Source organism: Noviherbaspirillum suwonense (assembly GCF_900182955.1).
Taxonomy (GTDB): Bacteria; Pseudomonadota; Gammaproteobacteria; order Burkholderiales; family Burkholderiaceae_D; genus Noviherbaspirillum_A; species Noviherbaspirillum_A suwonense.
In genome coordinates, this window is record NZ_FXUL01000003.1 from 1 (window position 1) to 20339 (window position 20339).

The 20339-nt window shown below is 67.1% G+C and carries 16 protein-coding genes; 10 read left to right on the forward strand and 6 right to left on the reverse strand.

From position 1 onward, the window contains the following. Positions 1-317 precede the first annotated feature (317 nt). Positions 318-851: a PadR family transcriptional regulator gene (locus QOL82_RS05660; RefSeq protein ID WP_283441281.1), complete on the reverse strand. Its 534-nt coding sequence runs from the start codon at positions 849-851 to the stop codon at positions 318-320. A gap of 212 nt (positions 852-1063) precedes the next feature. Here QOL82_RS05660 and QOL82_RS05665 point away from each other — a divergent pair, with 212 nt between their 5' ends. From QOL82_RS05665 to QOL82_RS05680, 4 genes are all read left to right on the forward strand, one after another. Beyond that, positions 1064-1507 (forward strand): nuclear transport factor 2 family protein, encoded by a 444-nt coding sequence (locus QOL82_RS05665; protein WP_283441282.1) that lies wholly within the window; start codon positions 1064-1066, stop codon positions 1505-1507. A 47-nt stretch (positions 1508-1554) separates the two neighbouring features. Next, positions 1555-2562, forward strand: a complete 1008-nt coding sequence (locus QOL82_RS05670; RefSeq protein ID WP_283441283.1) for an NAD(P)H-dependent flavin oxidoreductase — start codon at positions 1555-1557, stop codon at positions 2560-2562. A 65-nt stretch (positions 2563-2627) separates the two neighbouring features. After that, positions 2628-4124 carry an AMP-binding protein gene (locus tag QOL82_RS05675; RefSeq protein WP_283441284.1) on the forward strand — a complete coding sequence of 499 codons (1497 nt, stop codon included), beginning with the start codon at positions 2628-2630 and terminating at the stop codon, positions 4122-4124. A gap of 314 nt (positions 4125-4438) precedes the next feature. Then, positions 4439-5116 carry an endonuclease III domain-containing protein gene (locus QOL82_RS05680; RefSeq protein ID WP_283441285.1) on the forward strand — a complete coding sequence of 226 codons (678 nt, stop codon included), beginning with the start codon at positions 4439-4441 and terminating at the stop codon, positions 5114-5116. A gap of 106 nt (positions 5117-5222) precedes the next feature. Here QOL82_RS05680 and ettA read toward each other — a convergent pair whose 3' ends face one another. Next, positions 5223-6890, reverse strand: coding sequence for an energy-dependent translational throttle protein EttA (ettA, locus tag QOL82_RS05685; protein ID WP_283441286.1), 1668 nt, complete (start codon positions 6888-6890; stop codon positions 5223-5225). A 335-nt stretch (positions 6891-7225) separates the two neighbouring features. On the opposite strand from ettA, the gene QOL82_RS05690 reads away from it, so the two are divergent. Continuing rightward, a complete protein-coding gene (locus tag QOL82_RS05690) occupies positions 7226-11050 on the forward strand; it encodes an ankyrin repeat domain-containing protein (protein WP_283441287.1) in 3825 nt (1274 codons plus the stop codon). A 34-nt stretch (positions 11051-11084) separates the two neighbouring features. Here QOL82_RS05690 and rarD read toward each other — a convergent pair whose 3' ends face one another. Continuing rightward, positions 11085-11960 (reverse strand): EamA family transporter RarD, encoded by an 876-nt coding sequence (gene rarD / locus QOL82_RS05695; protein ID WP_283441288.1) that lies wholly within the window; start codon positions 11958-11960, stop codon positions 11085-11087. A gap of 302 nt (positions 11961-12262) precedes the next feature. Here rarD and QOL82_RS05700 point away from each other — a divergent pair, with 302 nt between their 5' ends. Both QOL82_RS05700 and QOL82_RS05705 read left to right on the forward strand, forming a co-directional pair. Then, positions 12263-14104 (forward strand): potassium transporter Kup, encoded by a 1842-nt coding sequence (locus QOL82_RS05700; RefSeq protein ID WP_283441568.1) that lies wholly within the window; start codon positions 12263-12265, stop codon positions 14102-14104. Between the two features lie 172 nt (positions 14105-14276). Continuing rightward, positions 14277-15875, forward strand: coding sequence for an OpgD/OpgG family glucan biosynthesis protein (locus QOL82_RS05705; protein ID WP_283441289.1), 1599 nt, complete (start codon positions 14277-14279; stop codon positions 15873-15875). 225 nt (positions 15876-16100) lie between these two features. On the opposite strand, the gene QOL82_RS05710 is transcribed toward QOL82_RS05705, so the two are convergent. After that, positions 16101-16712 carry a tRNA-uridine aminocarboxypropyltransferase gene (locus QOL82_RS05710; protein WP_283441290.1) on the reverse strand — a complete coding sequence of 204 codons (612 nt, stop codon included), beginning with the start codon at positions 16710-16712 and terminating at the stop codon, positions 16101-16103. A 294-nt stretch (positions 16713-17006) separates the two neighbouring features. Between QOL82_RS05710 and rfbC the strand changes: the two genes are divergently transcribed. From rfbC to QOL82_RS05725, 3 genes are read left to right on the forward strand one after another with little or no spacing between them, the layout of a single operon-like run. Next, positions 17007-17552 (forward strand): dTDP-4-dehydrorhamnose 3,5-epimerase, encoded by a 546-nt coding sequence (rfbC, locus tag QOL82_RS05715; protein ID WP_283441291.1) that lies wholly within the window; start codon positions 17007-17009, stop codon positions 17550-17552. A gap of 14 nt (positions 17553-17566) precedes the next feature. Beyond that, positions 17567-18658, forward strand: coding sequence for an FAD-dependent oxidoreductase (locus QOL82_RS05720; RefSeq protein WP_283441292.1), 1092 nt, complete (start codon positions 17567-17569; stop codon positions 18656-18658). Between the two features lie 50 nt (positions 18659-18708). Further along, a complete protein-coding gene (locus tag QOL82_RS05725; protein WP_283441293.1) occupies positions 18709-19173 on the forward strand; it encodes a cupin domain-containing protein in 465 nt (154 codons plus the stop codon). Positions 19174-19189: 16 nt separating this feature from the next. On the opposite strand, the gene QOL82_RS05730 is transcribed toward QOL82_RS05725, so the two are convergent. After that, complete coding sequence (locus QOL82_RS05730; RefSeq protein ID WP_283441294.1) at positions 19190-19915, reverse strand: LrgB family protein; 726 nt, start codon at positions 19913-19915, stop codon at positions 19190-19192. Continuing rightward, on the reverse strand, positions 19908-20255 hold the full coding sequence (locus QOL82_RS05735) for a CidA/LrgA family protein (protein ID WP_283441295.1): 348 nt from the start codon (positions 20253-20255) through the stop codon (positions 19908-19910). The genes QOL82_RS05730 and QOL82_RS05735 overlap by 8 nt, the downstream gene beginning before the upstream one ends. Positions 20256-20339: the final 84 nt, after the last annotated feature.

Consider the following 20339-nt stretch of genomic DNA (forward strand, 5'->3'; position numbering starts at 1 on the left):
AAGCGTCCGAAACTCGCTTCGCTCAGACAGCGGACGCTTCTTTATCCGATTTCGGCACCAGCGACGTGGCGTCATCAACGGGGATTCACTGCAACGGCAACGGCAACGGCAACGGCAACGGCCACTGCAACGGCCACTGCAACGGCCACTGCAACGGCAATAGCAACGGCCACTTCACAAGCAACTGCAACTGTCGCTGCGCGGGTCTGATACCAATCTCAAGCCATGGCGTACCGGATGACCAGGCCGCCTGCTCGACTCTCGAGCAATTACAGGAAATGCGCCAACCGGCCGCCGAGTGCGTCAGCGCTCACCATTCACCGATCCCGCAGCACAGGCAACACTTCCCCCGCCCAGGCCAGCCATCCTTCTTCCGCCACAATCCCCGCCCTCAGCACTGCATGCTGCAGCTTCTGCGCAGTCGACAGCGCCCCGTCCGCAAAGTCCCGCTGCTCGATCTCGCGATAGGTGTCCAGCCGCGCGCGATGCTCGACCATCAGCTGCCCAAGCTCCCGCTCCAGCCCGTGCGGCCCGATCACCGCCTCTGCCCGCAGCTTGATCAGCAGTGAGCGCGCCGGGTCGCCGTCGGTTTCCGGTGTCGAGACCCAGCGCGCCAGCTCGGCCGCGCCAGGAGGGAGCACCCGGTAGAGCCGCCGCCGGCGCTTTCCGGCCTCGTTGTCGTCGGTAGCCTCGATCCAGCCGGCCTCGGCCATGCGCCCAAGCTCGCGGTAGATCTGCTGGTGGCTTGCATGCCAGAAATAGCCGATCGATTTGTCGAAGCGACGCGCCAGGTCATAGCCGGTGGAGGGCTTTTCCAGCAGCGAGGTCAGCAGGGCGTGTTGAATCGACATGCCGGGTATTTTAACGGGTGGGAGCATGTCCGCAAAACTTTATGCAACTGGTTGCACATCGATCCGACCCCTGCTATTCTTTATGCAACCAGTTGCGTATTGCATGCCGCGCTCTTACTTGCCGGCACATCGATGCAGCGGCAGGAATGACCAACCGGCCTCGCAAACGCGCATACCGCGAACCGCAGAAGGCCCTCAGCAAGGAGACCATCATGCAAGTCACCCAACTGTCCGACGCCGCCCGGCGCACGCTCGCCACCTGGCACGAACTCCTGGAACGCAATGCGATGGAGGAGCTCGATGCGCTGCTGTCGGACAGCATCGTGTTCCGCTCGCCGGTTGCGCATACGCCATATCCGGGCAAGGCCGCCATCAAGCTGGTGCTGAAGACCGTCAACACCGTGTTCCAGAATTTCCAGTACCACCGCAGCTTCGTCAGCGAGGATGGGCGCAGCATCGTGCTCGAATTCAGCGCCGAGGTCGACGGCAAGGCGCTCAAGGGCATCGACATGCTGCGCTTCGACGAAGAGGGCCGCATCGAGGAGTTCGAGGTCATGGTGCGGCCGATGAGCGGGCTGCAGGCGCTGGGCGCCCAGATGGCCGCGAAGCTCGCGCCGGCCTATGCCACGCTGACAGGCAAGGGCGTTGCGGCCTGAGCCTTTTCCCCTATTCATTTCAACAAGTCCACCTCACGGAGTTCCCCATGTCCCTGCCTCCCATCCTCGAAGGTCTCGCGCTGCCGATGATCTGCTCGCCGCTGTTCATCATTTCCAACCCCGACCTCGTGATCGCGCAGTGCAAGGCCGGCGTGGTCGGCTCCTTCCCCGCGCTCAATGCGCGGCCCGACCCGGCGCTGGACGAGTGGCTGGACCGCATCACCACGGAACTCGGCGAATACAACGACAAGCATCCGGACCGGCCGGCGGCGCCGTTCGCCGTCAACCAGATCGTCCACAAGTCCAACGACAGGCTGGAGCGCGACCTCGAGCTGTGCGCCAAGTACAAGGTGCCCATCACCATCACCTCGCTCGGCGCACGCGAGGACGTGAACCAGTCGGTGCACTCGTATGGCGGTATCGTGCTGCATGACATCATCGACAATTTCTTCGCGAAGAAGGCGATCGACAAGGGCGCGGACGGCCTGATCGCGGTGGCGTCCGGCGCGGGCGGGCATGCCGGCCGGCTGTCGCCGTTCGCATTGCTGCATGAAATCCGCGAATGGTTCGACGGCCCGCTGATCCTGTCCGGCGCGATCGCCAACGGCAACGCGATCCTGGCCGCGCTGGCGGCCGGCGCCGACCTTGCCTACATCGGCTCGGCCTTCATCGCGACCACCGAGGCCAATGCCGACGAGCGCTACAAGCAGATGATCGTCGACAGTTCGGCGTCCGACATCGTGTACTCCAACCTGTTTACCGGCGTCCACGGCAACTACCTGAAGCAGAGCATCGTCAATGCCGGCCTCGACCCGAATGCGCTGCCGGAATCGGACGCGTCGAAGATGAATTTCGGCTCCGGCGGCGGCAGCAAGGCCAAGGCATGGCGCGACATCTGGGGCGCAGGCCAGGGCGTCGGCGCGATCAAGCGCGTGGTCCCGGCAGGCGAACTGGTCGCCCGCTTCATCGACGAGTACCAGGCCGCGCGCCACAGGCTGGGCCTGGCGAACGCCATGGCGCATGGCGGCGCGAAGACCGCTGCTGTCGCTGCCTGATCCTGCCGGCGCGCCCGCGCCGGCAGCCTGTAACACCCGGCGCCCGATGCGCCGCAGGAGACGCCATGCTGCCCACGCTCTGGTACCAGGACACGCTTTATCCGTCCGAATGGATGGAGTCCGAAATCCGCCGCATCCTTGCCGGCCTGCACGCGCTCGACTGCGGGCCGGGCGACACGGTTGCCGCGATGCTGCGCAACAGTCCGCAATACGTGGCGCTGACGCTGGCCTGCCGCCGCGCAGGCCTCTACCTGGCCTCGGTCAACTGGCACTTCAAGGCGCTGGAAGCCGAGCACATCCTGACCGACAGCAGCGCCCGCGCGCTGTTTGTCGACGCTGACCTGCTGGAGCAGATCGCGGGCGGCATACCCGGCCATGTCGCGGTCGTCACGGTGGCGGGCAATGCCGCCGCCGCTCCGGCGCACGCGCAGGACTGGACCGCGTTCGGCGCCGGCCTGCCGCCCATGCCGGCGCGCGCCGGGCTGGTCCACAGCGCCATTACCTATACGTCCGGCACGACCGGCAAGCCCAAGGGCGTGCGCCGCATCCCGCCCGCGCCGGGCGACTTCGCTTCGGCGGAGCGCTTCGCGCAGGTCATGGATATCGTCTATGGCCGCGGCGACGTCGCCTTCCTCGCCGCGCCGATCTACCACAGCGCCGCGATGTCCTACCTCGGCCACTTCAGCAACCTGGGCGCGACCCTGGTGCTGGAGCCGCGCTTCGACGCCGCGCGCACGCTGGCGCTGATCGAGAAACACCGCATCACGCATGCCTACCTGGTGCCCACCATGTACCAGCGCCTGCTGGCGCTGCCGCCCGAAGCGCGGGCGCGGCATGACATCTCCAGCCTGCGGCAGGTCGCGTCGACCGGGTCGCCGTGTCCGGCGCCGCTCAAGCAGGCCATGATCGACTGGTTCGGCCCCATCATCACCGAAGCCTACGGGTCCAGCGAGGCCGGCTATACCACCTTCATCGATTCCGCCGACTGGCAGCGCCATCCCGGCTCTGCCGGGCGCGCGATGCCGGATGCCGACGTGCGCATCCTCGACGAGGGCGGCGGGGCGCTGCCGGCGGGCGAGATCGGCCTGATCCATGTGCGCCAGCGTGCGCTCTCCGACTTCACCTATGTCAACCGGCCCGAGGCGCGCGCCGCGATCGAACGCGACGGCCTGGTGACGCTGGGCGACATGGGCTATCTCGACGAGGAAGGCTTCCTGTATATCTGCGACCGCAAGGCCGACATGATCATATCGGGCGGTGTCAACATCTACCCGGCCGAGATCGAGTCGGTGCTGCACACGATGCCGGGCGTCGCCGACTGCGCGGTCTTCGGCATACCCGACGCCGAGTTCGGCGAAGCGCTCGCGGCCGCGGTGCAGCCGCTTCCGGGCGCGCAGGTGGATGCCGCGGCGGTCCAGTCCTTCCTGCGCGAACGCATCGCCAACTACAAGGTGCCGCGCATTGTCGACATCCACCAGCAGCTGCCGCGCGAGGACACCGGCAAGATCTTCAAGCGCAAGCTGCGCGACCCCTACTGGCAGGGCCAGGCGCGGGCGATCTAGTCATTCGCCGCACCGTGGAGCGAGCGTATTCCACCGTGCGGCGCTGCGAACGGATGGCTGCCCTGCGTGGCCTGCCCGCGGTTTGACGCCTTCTGACGGCCTGGGCCGGCGGGCCCCGTTGCGCCAAACGGCATGCGGCGGTTGCCGCTGAAACTTGTGCAGGCGCCGCATCATCGAAACGGGACGTGAATTCACCTCCCTGCCGAGGACGCCGCCATGCAGCCTGATTTCGACTTCGATTCCGACCTCCCCATCCCGGCCGCGTACGGCCCTGCGGCATCGCGCACCGTGCAGTCCTTCAGGCGCGGCCGGCCATGAGCACCGCCACGGGCAAGAAGCCGTTCGACGTCGGCCTGGCGATGGAACGCATCGCCGACGCGGTGCGGCCGTGGCCGAAGGCCGCGCTGTTCCAGCTGGCCGAGGAAGGCTACACGTCGGCGTTCGAGCAGCTGCTGGCCTGCATCATTTCGATCCGCACCTATGACGAGGTGACGCTCCCGCTGTCGCGCGCCTTGTTCGCGCGGGCGCGCACGCCGGCCGGCATCGCCGAGATTCCGGCCGATCAACTGGACGCGCTGATCGGCGGCAGCACCTTCCACGAGCGCAAGGCCAGACAGATCCTGGCGATCGCGCGCCGCGTCGACGACGAGTTCGGCGGCACGCTGCCCTGCGAGCGCGAGGTGCTGCTGTCCTTCGATGGGGTCGGGCCGAAGTGCGCGAACCTGGTCCTGGGCATCGCCTGCGGCGCGCCGTTCATCAGCGTCGACGTGCATGTCCACCGCGTGACGGCCCGCTGGGGTTACGTGCAGGCCGCGACGCCGGAGAAGGCGCTGCTCGCACTCGAGGCGACCCTGCCGCGCCCGCACTGGATAGAGATCAACCGCCTGCTGGTGCCTTTCGGCAAACACATCTGCACCGGCAAGCTGCCGCGCTGCTCGACCTGCCCGGTGCTGGACATGTGCGAACAGCGCGGCGTGACAGCGCATCGTTAAGAAGATGCGCGAACAGTCGTAGGGTGTAACAAGCGAAGCGCATTACACCATTCGTCGCGCACGGGCGGTGGTAATTGACCGGCCCGTGCCGCAATGGGCTGTCGCCTCAGGTCCGCAGCGGCTTGTAGCGGATGCGCTTGGGCTTCGCGCCTTCCTCGCCCAGGCGCTTGCGCTTGTCGGCTTCGTATTCCTGGTAATTGCCGTCGAAGAAGGTCACCTGCGAATTGCCTTCGAAGGCCAGGATGTGGGTGGCGATGCGGTCCAGGAACCAGCGGTCATGCGAGATCACCATCACGCTGCCGGCAAATTCCAGCAATGCATCTTCCAGCGCACGCAGGGTTTCGATGTCCAGGTCGTTCGACGGCTCGTCGAGCAGCAGCAGGTTGCCGCCCATCAGCAGCGTCTTGGCCAGGTGCAGGCGGCCGCGTTCGCCGCCGGACAGGTTGCCGACGATCTTTTGCTGGTCGCTGCCCTTGAAGTTGAAGCGGCCGAGGTAGGCGCGCGACGGCATCTCGAAACGGCCGACCGTCAACAGGTCGGCGCCGTCGGCGACGTCCTCGAACACGGTCTTCTTGTTGTCGAGGTCGTCGCGCGACTGGTCGACCAGCGACAGCTTGACGGTGGAGCCGATCACGACCTCGCCGCTGTCGGGCTGCTCGCGCCCGGCCAGCATGCGGAACAGCGTCGACTTGCCCGCGCCGTTGGGGCCGATGATGCCGACGATGGCGCCGGCCGGCACCTTGAAGCTCAGGTCGTCGATCAGCAGCCGGTCGCCGTAGCCCTTGCTGACATTCTTGAATTCCACCACTTCATTGCCCAGCCGCTCGGCCACGGGAATGAAGATTTCCTGGGTCTCGTTGCGCTTCTGGTATTCATGCTCGGACAGCTCGTTGAAGCGGGCCAGGCGCGCCTTGCTCTTGGCCTGCCGGCCCTTCGGGTTCTGGCGCACCCATTCCAGCTCCTTATGCAGCGCCTTCTGGCGCGCGCTCTCGCTCGACTCTTCCTGCTTCAGCCGGTTTTCCTTCTGCTCCAGCCACGAACTGTAATTGCCCTTCCACGGGATGCCGTGGCCGCGGTCCAGTTCCAGTATCCACTCGGCCGCATTGTCGAGGAAGTAGCGGTCATGGGTGATGCCGACCACGGTGCCGGGGAAGCGGTGCAGGAACTGCTCGAGCCAGTCGACCGATTCGGCGTCGAGGTGGTTGGTCGGCTCGTCCAGCAGCAGCATGTCGGGCTTGGACAGCAGCAGCCGGCACAGCGCCACGCGGCGCTTCTCGCCGCCGGACAGCACGCCCACTTTCGCGTCCCACGGCGGCAGGCGCAGCGCGTCGGCGGCCATTTCCAGCTGCAGCTCCAGGTTGCCGCCGTCGCTGGCGGAAATGATGGCTTCCAGCCGCGCCTGCTCGGTGGCCAGCGCGTCGAAGTCGGCGTCCGGTTCGGCATAGGCGGCATAGACCGCGTCGAGCTTGGCGCGGGCGGCGAAGGCTTCGCCGAGGCCGGCCTCGACCGCCTCGCGCACCGTCTGCTCCGGGTCCATCTGCGGCTCCTGCGGCAGGTAGCCGATGTTCAGGTTGGGCTGCGGTATGGCCTCGCCCTCGATGTCCTTGTCGATGCCGGCCATGATCTTCAGCAGCGTCGACTTGCCGGAACCGTTCAGGCCCAGCACGCCGATCTTGGCGCCGGGAAAGAAGGACAGCGAGATATCTTTCAGGATGTGGCGCTTGGGCGGGACGATCTTGCCCACGCGATTCATCGTGTATACGTAATTGGCCATGGTGGTGTCAGGGGGTCGCGAAGAAAGGCAATGAGCATAACCGAAGGCCGGGGCAGGGTACAGGGGTTGAACCGCCGGGGTTGAACCGCCGTCATCGGCCTGGCACTCACGCGCCTCCAGGCCGGCGGCAGCGCAGCGGCCGTGTCCCTCGTTGTTCTCCTGAAGATATCCACATGCTTCCAGCTACTCCTGCTTCGCCGTTGTCCGCCACCCCTCCGGCGCCCCTTGCGCCGCCCGACGCGCCGGGCCTCTCCCGTGGGAACCGCCCGGCCCTGCATCCGCGGTCTTCCGAATGGACGACGCCATCCCTCAGCGCTGCCCTGCACGCGGATCGAATGCGCACCGGCGATGCGCCGGCGGACGATGACGATGACGATGACGATGACGATGACGATGACGACGACGATGACGATGACGGCGCGCATCAGGCGCGGGCAGTCGCGGCGTTGATGCAGCTGCTGATCGACACGCCGTCCTCCGACTTGGCGGCGGTGCTGTCCTGCCTCGAACAGCTGGCAATGCAGCGCAGCACGATCAGGCGCGCGGCCGCCATGCAGCCGCCGCCGGCCGGGCTGGCCGCCCTGGGCGCAAGGATGCAGCGCTTCCTGGACGAATTCAGCCGCCTGGTTTGCGCCGGCGTCATCGACCTGAAGGTTCCCGGCCCCGCCGCCGCGGCTGCAATCTGCAGGGGCCTCGGCGTGCTGCCCGTGCTGGTCGATGCCGGCGTAGTGCGAAAGGACGCCGGAAAGGCGCTGCGCGCAACGGCAAGCCAGCTTACCCATGCGCTATGCGATGTGTTCACGACCGCGTCGGACCCCGGGGATCGCGAGGCGACCGCTGCGACGCTGGACCTGCTGACCTGGCTCAGCCGCGGCCTGAAAGCCGGACTGCTGGCCGACGACGACCCGACGACCCGCGCCGCCTTCGACAGCGCGCTCGACCGGATGCCTGCCTGGGCGGCCGCACCGGTGCGTTCCGGCCTGGACGCCGGCTATCTGGCTGCCTGCTTCGTCCAGCTCAATACCATCCGCCAGTTCGGCCTGTTGCCTCTCGAGGGCAACGGCCCGGACGCCCGCAAGAGCCGGCAAAGGCTGCTGCAGGTGATGGCATCTCTGTGCATGGCTTTTCCAGGCGTCCTTGCCGGCGTGAAGGTCGCAAGCGGCGTCCAGACGGCCAACGTCGGCAACACCATCAAGGACTTCATCGACGCCGGCCTGCTGCCGCAGCAGACCCATGACTGGCTGGTCCCCGTCATCGGCATCCTGCTGCAGCGGATGAGGCAGGCGCCGCGCGAGGAGATGGCGGGCAACGGTGGCCAGGCGCTGGCCAACTGTGCAAACTTGCTGCGCATGCTGTCGGAAACCGGCCTCTACCTGCAGCCCGCATTCCTGTCCTGCCTGCCCGGCTACCAGGCGGCCTGCCGGCACCTGGCAGGCATGGTCACAGAGGCGGGCGCGCTGCTGCGCGGCGCAGACGGCCAGTCGCTGTCCAATCTGATGAGCTTCGTCAAGGCCATGGCAAAGCAGGAAGAGCGCAGCAAGGCGGCCAGCGCACCGCGCGCGCTGGCTGGCCATGCGCTGCATGGCCAGTTGAAGGCCGCGGCCCGGCGCCTGGTGCAATTGCTGGAAAGGATGGATTTCACGAGGCAGTCGCCGCAGTCCGTCAGCGGCCTGCTTTCCGCCGTGGCCTATGTGTGGGCACGCCGGATGGCGCCGGCCGACCAGTGCGGCCCGCTGGCGCAGCGCCTGATCGCGGCCATACCCCACCTGGCCGTCGCACGATGGGAAACCGCCACGGCGGCGCTGTCGCTGCGCGCCATCGTGCAGCTGCATGGACTGGGGGAGACCGCGCGCCCGGGTGCAAAGGCGGCTTTCCTGCGCCTGCTGGAGTTTATTTCCCGCAAGACGGTCCACGACGATACGCAGCGCCTGTACTGCCTGCAGGCGCTGGAACTGGCCCGGCTGGAGCAGTGGACCACCATCGAGCAGGGCACGATGCAGGCCGCGCTGCGGGGCCTGCTGCAATGGCAGGGAACCATCGATCCCGACGTTGCGCAGCTGCAGACGGCCATCGTCAGCCTGGCGCACCGGGAAGAAGCGCCGTCGCCGATGCTGGAAGCAGAGGAGGCCGGTCCGGCCAGCATGCCTCCGCCGCCTCCGCCGCCTCCACCACTGCCGGGAACGGCATCCCGGTCGCCGCCAGGCAGCAAGCTGGCGGACGCCGGCCGCATGGCCGAACCGGGAAAGGCGGCCGGCAGGAATGGGGCGTCCGTCACCTACCGCGCACCGGCTTCGTCGACTACTGCTTCGTCGACTACTGCTTCGTCGACCACGGCGTCGTCCACCGCATCAGCCGGCACCGCATCCAGCACCCGGGCCTCCCGGCCGGCCGGCAATGCCCAACCCGGCGCTGCCGGCAGGGGCAAGCAGGCCAATGCGGCCGACCCGGTCACGCAATGGTTCACGCTGGCCAGCGGCGCCGAGCGCGCCGGCGGGCTGATCGACCAGATGATGCGTCTGGCATCGGGCAAAAACACCGGCATGGTCAACCGCACCGATGAATACGGCAACGGCGCCTTGTATTACGCCGTCATCGCCGGCAAACCGGAACTGGTGCAATGGCTGCTGCGGCATCCGGATTTTGTACTGGCAAGGTCCCTGAAAGAGGCAAAGGACTTGCTTGCCCGCCTCGAACAGGACATCTTTTCCTCGATCAGCTGGACCGAGGCCAAGCAGGCGCTGGGCCTGGTTGCCGGTGAAATGCGCCGCGCATGGCCGGAAGAGGAAACCGAGGACGGCGCATCCCGCTCAGTCTCCTCGGTTTCCACTGCCTCGTCCGCTCCATCGCGCAAGGGCAAGCAGGCGCGCACCGCTCGCAAGCAGGCGCCAGATTGGGAAACCGACCCGGTAAAACGAAAGGGCGAGTGGTTCCGGCTTGCGCGCGGCAGGGATGGCGGCGGGGAAACGCGCCAGCGGATGCGCCGGCTGGCGGAGATCGACCCCGCTATCCTGCACAGCGTCGATGAATCGGGCGCGGATGCGCTGCTCCTTGCAACGAGGACGCGCAAACAGGAAATCGTGAAGTGGCTGTGGGCGATGAATGAACAAGCCGACCCGCAACCCGCCCTGTTTCGACACCTGAAGGCAAAAATCGCAGCGGCGGAAGTCGCGGAGCTGGACGCCAGCACGGATCGGATCCAGGGGGAGCAGGAGCTTGCCCGGTCATCAGGGCTGCTTTCCGCTCATGCGCAAAAAGGCCAATCGGCCACGCAGCCGGCGGCCAGCGCCGGGCAAGTCCGGGCCAAGCCGCCGACCATTGCACAGCAGATGGAAGCGGCCTGCGCGTCGGGGGATACGGCGACCATGCAGCGGCTGCTGCGAACTGCGGACGGCGCGAAGTGGGCGATGTCATGGCGGGATCCGCACGGCGACAACCTGCTGTTCCACGAAACGCGCCGGGGCAATGCCGCGATGGTCGAGGTCCTGCTGGCGCTGAACGGCGGCGAACTGGCCGACCAGGTGTCGCCGAGCGGGTACACCGCCTTGCTGATGGCTGCGGCCGCTGACGACATTGACTTACTGAAAGTCTTGCTCAGGCACTACCGCCGCAGCGCTGTGGCGCATGGCGTGGCCAATGGACGCGATGCGCTGCTGGCGGCTGCGGCAAGCGGGGCGATCCGCTGCGTCAAATACCTGCTGGCCAGGGACGGCGGCAGCCTGGCGACTGCGTTGTCGAATGACAGCGAGACCGCGCTGATCATCGCAGCCCGGCAGGGTCATGGGGAGGTGGTCCGGGCGATGATCGATTACGGCGATGTCGACATCATCGACCATCACAACAGGCAGAACGCCAATGCGCTGACCGTGGCGGCCGAAGCCGGGCATGCGGCGATCGTCGCCATGCTGGTGCGGGCGCGCGCCAGCCTCGCATGGGCGGCCAACGACGACATGACGCCTCTGCTGCTGGCGGCGCAGGCCGGGCATGCGGATGTGGTGAGGGCGCTGCTGGCATCGCCCGAGGGCGCATTGCTCGCAAAATGCGTCGTGTCGGAGCGCAGGCTGAATGCGCTGGACCTGGCCTTACGGAACGGGCACGCGGAAGCGGCCAGCGTGCTGCGCGACTTCGACGGGGGCAGCCTGGTGCGCAAGCCGGCCCAGTAAGCTGCGGGACGCTCCCGGGCGGCGCGGTCCTGCCTCAGCCGCGCCTGCGCCAGGACCGCGCCGCGCCCTCGGCCGAATACAGCGCCAGCCCGCCCCAGATCAGCGCGAAGCCGATCAGCCGTCCCGTGCCGAACGGCTCGTGGTACAGCCAGACGCCCAGCAGCAGCTGCATGGTCGGCACCACGTACTGCATCAGCCCCAGCAGCGACAGCGGCAGCCGGCGCGCCGCGGCGGCGAAGGCCAGCAGCGGGATGGCGGTGACGGGGCCGGACAGCGCCATCAGCGCCTGCGGCAGCGGCGTCGCCGCGGCGAAACCGTTCTGCCCGGACTGGGCCAGCCACAGCAGGTAGCCGGCGGCGAACGGGAACAGCAGGATGGTTTCCAGCGACAGTCCTTCCAGCGCGCCCAGCGACGCGGTCTTGCGCAGCAGGCCGTAGAAGCCGAAGGTCAGCCCCAGCGCCAGCGAGATCCAGGGCGGATGGCCGGCGTCCCAGGTCAGCCAGGCGACGCCGGCCGCGGCCAGCGCCACCGCGCTCCATTGCAGCGGCCGCATGCGTTCCTTGAGCAGCAGGAAGCCGAGCACCACGTTGACCAGCGGGTTGATGAAGTAGCCGAGGCTGGCGTCGACCACGCGGTCATGGTTGACCGACCAGATGTAGATGCCCCAGTTGGTCGACAGCAGCAGCGCGCTTGCCGCGAAGCCCGCCAGCACCCTGGGCTGCCGCGCCACCGCCGCCAGCCACGACCACTGGCGCCGCCACAGCAGCACCGCGGCCAGGAACACCAGCGACCAGACCATCCGGTGCGCCAGGATTTCCTGTGCCGGAATGCTGCGCAGCGCCTTGAAATAGAGCGGGAAAAGGCCCCACGCCACGAAGGCCAGGGCGGCGTACAGCATGCCGGGATTCATCAGGAAGCGTCCGCGCGGTTAAAGGAAGAAGGGAAGGCCGCATTATGCACTGTCGGCCTGCATGCATTTCCGCAAGTGAACTGGCTGCGGCTTCTTTCCGCGTCAACCCTTCCCGGGCAGGAACAGGGCATACTCTGGCACGCGCCGGACCAGCGCCCAAATCAGCGGAGCCGACATGCTCTCGGTTACTATGCGGAGTTTTCAGAATTTACAGGTGCCCATTGGCCACTAACCAGAACAACGACAGCCAGCAGGCCGGGCACGACACGCATGGGGCCAACCATGGGAGCAGGCTCGCCACGCTGACCATCGCGGCCATCGGCATCGTCTACGGCGACATCGGCACCAGCCCGCTGTACACGATGAAGGAAGTGTTCTCGGAGGAGCATGGCATCGCGCTCACCCATACCAACATCCTCGGCGTCGTGTCCCTGATCCTGTGGGGGCTGTTGCTGATCATCTCGCTCAAGTACGTCACGCTGGTGCTGCGCGCAAACAACCGCGGCGAGGGCGGCATCATGGCGCTGACCGCGCTGGCGATGTCCTCGGTCACCACCGGCTCGCGCTGGCATTACCCGGTCATGCTGCTGGGCATGATAGGCGCCGGCCTGTTCTACGGCGACGGCGTGATCACCCCGGCGATCTCGGTGCTGTCGGCCATCGAGGGGCTGGAAGTCGCGACCCCGGCGCTGAAGCCCTATGTGCTGCCGCTGACGGTGACGGTGCTGGTGGCGCTGTACAGCCTGCAGAGCAAGGGAACGGCCGGCATCGGCAAGTTCTTCGGCCCCATCGTGCTGGTCTGGTTCACCGCGCTGGCGACCATGGGCATCATCAATATCGTCCATTACCCGGCCGTGCTCGCCGCGTTCAACCCCTGGTACGCGTTCAACTTCATGATACACAACGGCTGGTTCGCCTTCATCGCGCTGGGCGCCGTGGTGCTGGCCCTGACCGGCGCCGAGGCGCTGTATGCGGACATGGGCCACTTCGGCAAGAAGTCGGTCCGGCTGGCCTGGTTCTCGGTCGTGTTTCCGGCGCTGGCGCTGAATTACCTGGGACAGGGCGCGCTGCTGATGTCGACGCCTTCCGCGGTCACCAATCCGTTCTTCCAGCAGCTGGGCTCATGGAGCATCTACCCGCTGGTGGTGCTGTCCACCATGGCCACCGTGATTGCGTCGCAGGCCACCATCTCGGGCGCGTTCTCGGTCACGCAGCAGGCGATTTCGCTGGGCTTCCTGCCACGCATGCGGGTGGTCTACACCTCGGACCGCGAGATCGGGCAGATCTACATTCCGCTGGTGAACTGGGTGCAGCTGGTGATCGTGCTGCTGGCCGTGGTCGGCTTCGGCTCATCCGGGAACCTGGCGTCGGCCTACGGCATCGCGGCCACCGCCACCATGACCACCACGACCATCCTGACCTTCTTCGTGGTCCGCTACAAATGGAAATTCAACCTGCTGCTGGCCTTCCTCGCCACCGGCTTTTTCCTGACCATGGACCTGACCCTGCTCGCCGCAACGTCGCTGAAAATCGTCAGCGGCGGCTGGTTCCCGCTGGCGCTGTCGGCGCTGATGGTCGTCATCATGCTGACCTGGAAAAGCGGCCGCGAACTGGTCTTCAACAACCTCAAGAAGCAGGCGATCCCGCTGCAGGATTTCCTGCAGTCGCTGTTCTACGGCCCGCCGCACCGGGTTGACGGCACCGGCGTGTTCTTCCGCGCCGAGGGCGACGGCGTGCCGCATGCGATGCTGCACAACCTGCTGCACAACAAGGTGCTGCACCAGCGCATCGTGTTCCTGACGGTCTATAACGAAGACATCCCGACGGTGCTGCCGGAAGACCGGATCAAGGTCGAGCCGCTGGGACACGAGTGCTACCAGGTCAACGTGTATTACGGCTTCAAGGACGAGCGCGACATTCCGCTGGCGCTGGCGCTGTGCGCCGACCATGGCCTGGAATTCGAAATGATGGAAACGTCCTTCTTCATCGCCCGCCAGACCGTCATCTCCACCGTCGGCGGCGGCATGGCGCGCTGGCGCGAGGCGCTGTTCGCCACCATGTCGCGCAACGCGCGCGATGCGGCGGACTATTTCCGGGTGCCAACCAACCGCGTGATCGAACTCGGCACCCAGGTCGAAATCTAGCCGGCTGGCGCACGCGGGCCACCGGTTCGGGCAAGACGCGCGACTGCCCGCTTGGGTATCATGTCGCCTTCGCTGCGCCGCAGCATTGCATGGATTGCAATGAACCGATTGCAGTCCGGCGTGCGGCGCATGTCAAGGTATTGCGCCTCAACCTCTTCAAGGAAGGAGCCTCATGCATCGTCGTGACCTGCTCAAAGCATCTGCCGCGCTGGCCCTCGCCGGCATCTACCTGCCCCGTCCCGCCGGCGCCGCAAGTCCGGCCGCCGAAGCGCCGACCCGCCTGAAAACCCTGGGCCAGCCCCAGCCTTTCGACTACGCGTGGCTCAAGGGCCGGGCGCGCACAATGGCCGGGCAAGCCTACAAGCCGCAATCCGGCGAACTGCCGGCCAAGGTGTCGGCGCTCGACTGGGACCAGTACCAGGCCATCGGCTACCGCGACGACCATGCGCTGTGGGCAAATGACAAGCTGCGCTTCCAGGTGAAGTTTTTCCACCTCGGCCTGTTCTTCAAGCAGGCGGTGCAGATCCACGAAGTGCGGGACGGCATGGCGCGGGAACTGGCCTACGACCCGGAAATGTTTAATTACGGCAAGAGCGGCCTCAAGGGCGCCGACCTGCCGAAGGACCTGGGCTTTGCCGGCTTCCGCGTCAATTTCCATACCGACCTGACGCGCGACATCACCGCCTTCCTCGGCGCCAGCTACTTCCGCGCAGTGGGCGGCGACTGGCAGTACGGCCTGTCGGCACGCGGCCTGGCGATCGACACCGGGATGGAGCGGCCCGAGGAATTCCCGATGTTCCGCGACTTCTGGATCGAGCGCCCGGCGCGCGACTCCAGCAAGCTGGTGGTCTACGCATTGCTGGATTCGCCCAGCGTCGCCGGCGCCTATCGCTTCGAGATCGTGCCCGGCGCGACCACCGCGATGGACGTGGATGCCGCGCTGTATCCGCGCAAGACCATCGAGCGCCTGGGCATCGGCCCGCTGACCAGCATGTTCCAGTACGGCGAGAACGACCGCCGCGTGGCGAACGACTGGCGTCCGGAAATCCATGACAGCGACGGCCTGTCGATGTGGACCGGCAGCGGCGAATGGATCTGGCGGCCGCTGACCAACCCGGCCACGCTGCGTTTCAATTCGTATGCCGACAACAATCCGCGCGGCTTCGGCCTGCTGCAGCGCGACCGCGACTTCGGGCATTACCAGGACGACGGCGTCTATTACGACCGCCGCCCGAGCCTGTGGGTGGAGCCCAAGTCCGGCTGGGGCAAGGGCGCGGTGCAGTTGGTCGAGATCCCGACCGCGGACGAGACCTTCGACAACATCGTCGCCTTCTGGAACCCGGAACAGAAGCCGCAGCCAGGCCAGGAACTGCTGTTCGGCTACCGGCTGCACTGGGGCGCCAAGATGCCCGCGACGCCCAACCTGGCGACCGTGGTCGCCACCCGCACCGGCATCGGCGGCGTGATCGGCCAGAAGCGCAGTTATTTCTCGTGGCGCTTCGCGATCGACTTCGCCGGCGGCGACCTGGCGTTGCTGGGCAAGAAAGTCGTCGTCAAGCCGGTCATCACCACCAGCCACGGCAGCGTGGAAATCACGTCGGCGCGGCCGCTGGAGTCCATCCAGGGTTACCGTGCGATGTTCGATCTGAAGGTGCCCGATGAGATGAAGGGACCGGTCAACCTGCGGCTCTACCTGGAAGCCGACGGGCAGCCGCTGTCGGAAACCTGGCTGTACCAGTGGACGCCGCCGGCCGACCGGTCATTCTCCTGAGCGGGCTTGCCGGGATGCGCGCCGGCTGGCGCGGCATCGCGGTATCGAGCGCGCTGGCTCTCGATCCAGCGCTGCGCATTGAAACCGGGTGCGCATCCTGGCGGACGGGCCGCTGACCTGTCCGGCGGCCGTTCCGGCTGCCGGACAGGTTTCTTCAGGAACGTCGCGGGTGTTCCGGCTGATGCGGGCGCGCTTGATCGATGCGCCCGCAAGCCTCCACTGGTATCAGTCAGCGCCCTCGCGCCACGCGAGCTGGCCTGCGACGAAACCATCGAACGCCGCCAGCAAGGGCAGGTAGCGGTCCTGGTCGCTTTCAAGTTGCGACAGCGCGCAGCAGACCGCTTCGAGCGTCGACAGCTGGCCGGCACGGTGCGCCTTGCGCACCAGGTAACGCGACGGCGGCGGCGCCTGCAGCGCCAGCCGGGGCAGGGCCTGCAGTGCCGGATTCAGCGCCAGCATCCTGCGGCTCTTGCGCCAGGTGGCGTCCAGCGCCACCAGCCGCAGCGGCCGGCCCGCTTCCGGCGTGAAAGCCGGCGACGGCAGGCCCGGCGTATCGGGATAGAGCAGCACGGGCTGCGCGCCGCCTGGCGCGGCCGCATCCAGCAGGCCTTCCAGCATGTCCGGCGCAAACTGCTCGCCGACGACGACCGTGCGGCGCGCGAGGCTTAATTCCAGCAGCCGCAGACTATTCTTTGCATTGCCGACCTCCAGCGGATGCTGCAGCAGCAGCACGTCGGTCAGGTTGGCCGTCGGCGCGATCCAGCCGCAGATGCAGGCGCGGCACGGGCGCCGGCAGACCGCGCATAGCGCACGGGGCGGGCGGGGCAGGGAAGTCATGGGCGCGCAGCATACCAGAGCCGGTTTTTATCTGTCGCGGCCTGCCGGGTGCCGATTACGTTCCGCTGCCTGCGTACCGCACCCCGCACCCCGCACCCCGCACCCCGCACCCCGCACCCCGCACCCCGCACGACCATTCCCAAATCAAATTTAAATTTTGTTGAATGGTTTTCATGACTTTGTTACCAACAATCGCACATTTTGGCTTTAATCGCCCTTCCATCAAGCACTGTCCAGGATCGCATCGGTCGCGGCGGCATGTAGATCCGATCCGGGTCACCGAAAAGGCACACCATGCATATACATACGACTTCCCTGCCGGGCATCCTCGTCATCGAGCCCGAGGTCTTCAGCGATGACCGCGGCCATTTTTTCGAGAGTTTCAACCTGCGGCATTTTCGCGAGACGACCGGCGTCCAGGACGAGTTCGTGCAGGACAACCAGTCCCGGTCCAGGCACGGCGTGGTGCGCGGCCTGCATTACCAGGTCGGCCGCCCGCAGGGCAAGCTGCTGCGGGTCGTGGGAGGCGAGGTGTTCGACGTCGCGGTCGACCTGCGCCGCGGCTCGGACACGTTCGGCCGCTGGTACGGGGTCGTGCTGTCGGCCTATAACCGGCGCCAGCTCTGGATCCCGCCGGGATTCGCGCATGGTTTTGCGGTGACCAGCGGCGCCGCCGAGGTGGTCTATAAAACGACGGATTACCGGGTGCCCGACTGCGAGCGCAGCCTGCGCTGGAACGACCCGGCGCTGGACATCGCCTGGCCGCTGTCCGGCGCGCCTGTCATATCGGACAAGGACCGCGAAGCGACGCTGCTTGCCGATGCCGAACTGTATTCCTGAAACGGGAGCCGCCTGTGCCCACACTTGCCCATACCGATGTCGCCGTGATCGGCGGCGGCTTTTACGGCGCGCTGCTGGCCAGCGACATCAAGTCGCGCCAGCCGACGCTGGACGTGACCATCGTCGAAAGGGAGCCGGCGCTCTTCACCCAGGCGTCGGCCAGCAACCAGGGCCAGTTCCACATGGGCTACATGTATAGCGCCGACCCGCCGCTGGCGCGGGAGTGCATGGACAACGTGGACCGGTTCTGCGATGTCTTCGGCGATGCGATCGACCGCGACATACTTTCGCTGTACGGCATCCACGAGGACTCGCAGATCTCGGCCGACGACTATGCCGGCTTCTGCGCCGGCGCCGGCCTCGCGCTGCAGCCAGTCGCGCGCCCGTCGGATATCTTCGGCGGCGCGGTGCGCGCCAGCTTCGTCAGCGCCGAAAAGACGTTCGACAGCGCGGTGATCCAGCGCATCCTGATGGAGAAGCTGCTGCACAACCGGGTCCGGCTGCTGCGCGGCGCCTGCGTCGAACGCGTGGAGCCGTGCGCGCACGGGCTGGACCTGACGCTGGGCGCGCAGAAGATCAGGGCCGCAAGCGTGTTCAACGTGACATTCGCCGACATCAACCGCCTGCATGCGCAGTCCGGCATGGCCAGCATCGCGCTGCAGCACGACACCTTCCTCCATTTCGTCATGGACCTGCCGGCGCAATACCAGTGCACCGCCGCCACCGTGATCAGGGGGCCGTACGCGTCGCTGCTGCCGTCGAGCTTCCGGCAGGGCCACGTGCTGGCGTCGGGCAAGTTCCGCCGCGTGCAGTCGTCCACCGTCGACAAGCCCGCGCCCTGGAATGGCGAGGACGCCGCGCCCGCCGTCTACCGGCAGGCCATCGACGAGGCGGGCGCCTACCTGCCGCTGCTGCGCAGCGCGCGCTATCGCGGCTATACGCTGGGCACCCGGTCCGCCTGGCGCGACCCGGCAACCGGCGCCTACAGCAGCCGGGCGCTGGTCTTCCGGGATTTCGACGGCCTTCCCGATTACCATGTCGTGTTGGGCGGCAAGGTTGGCTGCATGTTCGATGTGCTGGCAGACGTCCGCCGCATCGTCGGCTGAGTTCCGGCCGTGCTGGCCTGCGCTGCCATTGTTCCGTACCGGGAGCTGTCATGACGGACTGTGTTCCACCCCTAGCAATCAACCCGGCGCTTGCGCTGGACGTGCGCTGCGCGCCCTGCATCCATGCCGCCTTCGAGGACATGCAGGACAGCCGGCTGTTCGCCATCGCCGCGGTGGATGAACGCGGTGAACTGATCGCGATCGACTGCGCCGCCGTTCATCCAACGCTGATCGAAGTGATCCAGACCCGGCCGCGCGTGGTGCGCGGCAACCACCGGCACCGGCGCTGCAGCGAGGTGCTGACCGTCACCCACGGCGCGCTGGACATCTACCTGCTATGCGACTGCCCGGGCAGGCACCTGTTCCGCAAGCGCATGGAAGCCGGCGCCAGCGTCCACTTGCCGCCGGGGACCGCGCATGCGATCCATACGCTGGCGGAGACCGCCATCACCTCGATCTTCATGAACGGCGACCCGCGGCTGGACCGCGAGCGGGTCGAGATGATCTCGCTGTAGCCGGGGCGCATGCGCGCTAGCGCAGCAGGCCCGCCAGCTTCGCCGCCAGCGGCAGCAGCAGCGACGCGATCAGCACCTGCAGCCCGAGCGCGATGCCGGCGTACGCGCCCGCCTCGGGATGCACCTGCAGCGCCCGCGCCGCGCCGATGCCATGCGACGCGGTGCCCAGCGCGAAGCCGCGCACGCCCCAGTCGCGTATGCCCAGCAGGTCGAACAGGTATTTGCCCGAGAGCGCGCCGACCAGGCCGGTCAGCACCGCGAACACCGCGGCCAGCGCCGGGATGCCGCCCAGCCTTTCGGCAATGCCCATCGCCACCGGCGCGGTGGTCGACTTCGGCGCCAGCGACAGGATCATGTCGGCCGGCAGGTCCAGCGCCCACGCCAGCAGCACCGCGCTGCCAGCGGCGGCGGACCCGCCCAGCGTGGCCGCGGCCAGCAGCGCGACGCCGCGTCCGCGCAGTTCGCCGCGGCGCTGCCAGAGCGGCCAGCCCAGCGCCACCACTGCCGGCCCCAGCAGTACATGCACGAACTGGGCGCCGGCGAAATAGGTCTGGTACGGCGTGCCGGTCGCCAGCAGCACTGAGCCCAGCGCCAGCACCGTCCACAGCACCGGGTTGGCCCACGGCGCATGGCCCAGCCTTTCATATGCCGCCTGCACGATCACATAGACGATCAGCGTTGCGGTTAGCCCGAACAGCGGCGCCGACGACAGGTAGACCCAGAGCTGGACGAAGTCACTCATTCCCGCGCCCCAGCAGCGCGCGCAGCACCAGCGCGGTGACGGCCAGCCCGATCCAGGTCGACAGCGCGATGACCACGAGCAGTTTCAGGCCGTATTGCGACAGCAGGCCCAGGTGCGCAATCACGCCGACGCCGGCCGGCACGAAGAACAGCGACAGATGGCTCAGCAGCAGTTGCGCCGCCGCGGCCAGGCTGTCCCGCAGCGGCGTCCATTGCAGCATGGGCCACAGCAGCAGCATGCCGATGACGGGGCCGGGGATGGGCAGCGACAGCAGACGCGCCAGGCCTTCGCCGCACATCTGCAGCAGGAGCAGCAAGGCAAAGCCGCGCAGGGCAATCATGGTATGTCCTTTGTTGTATACAAAAAGCGGGTTCGACCTTTTCACCGGCGGCAAATTCGAGATGGTCAGGTTTATATCGCTATA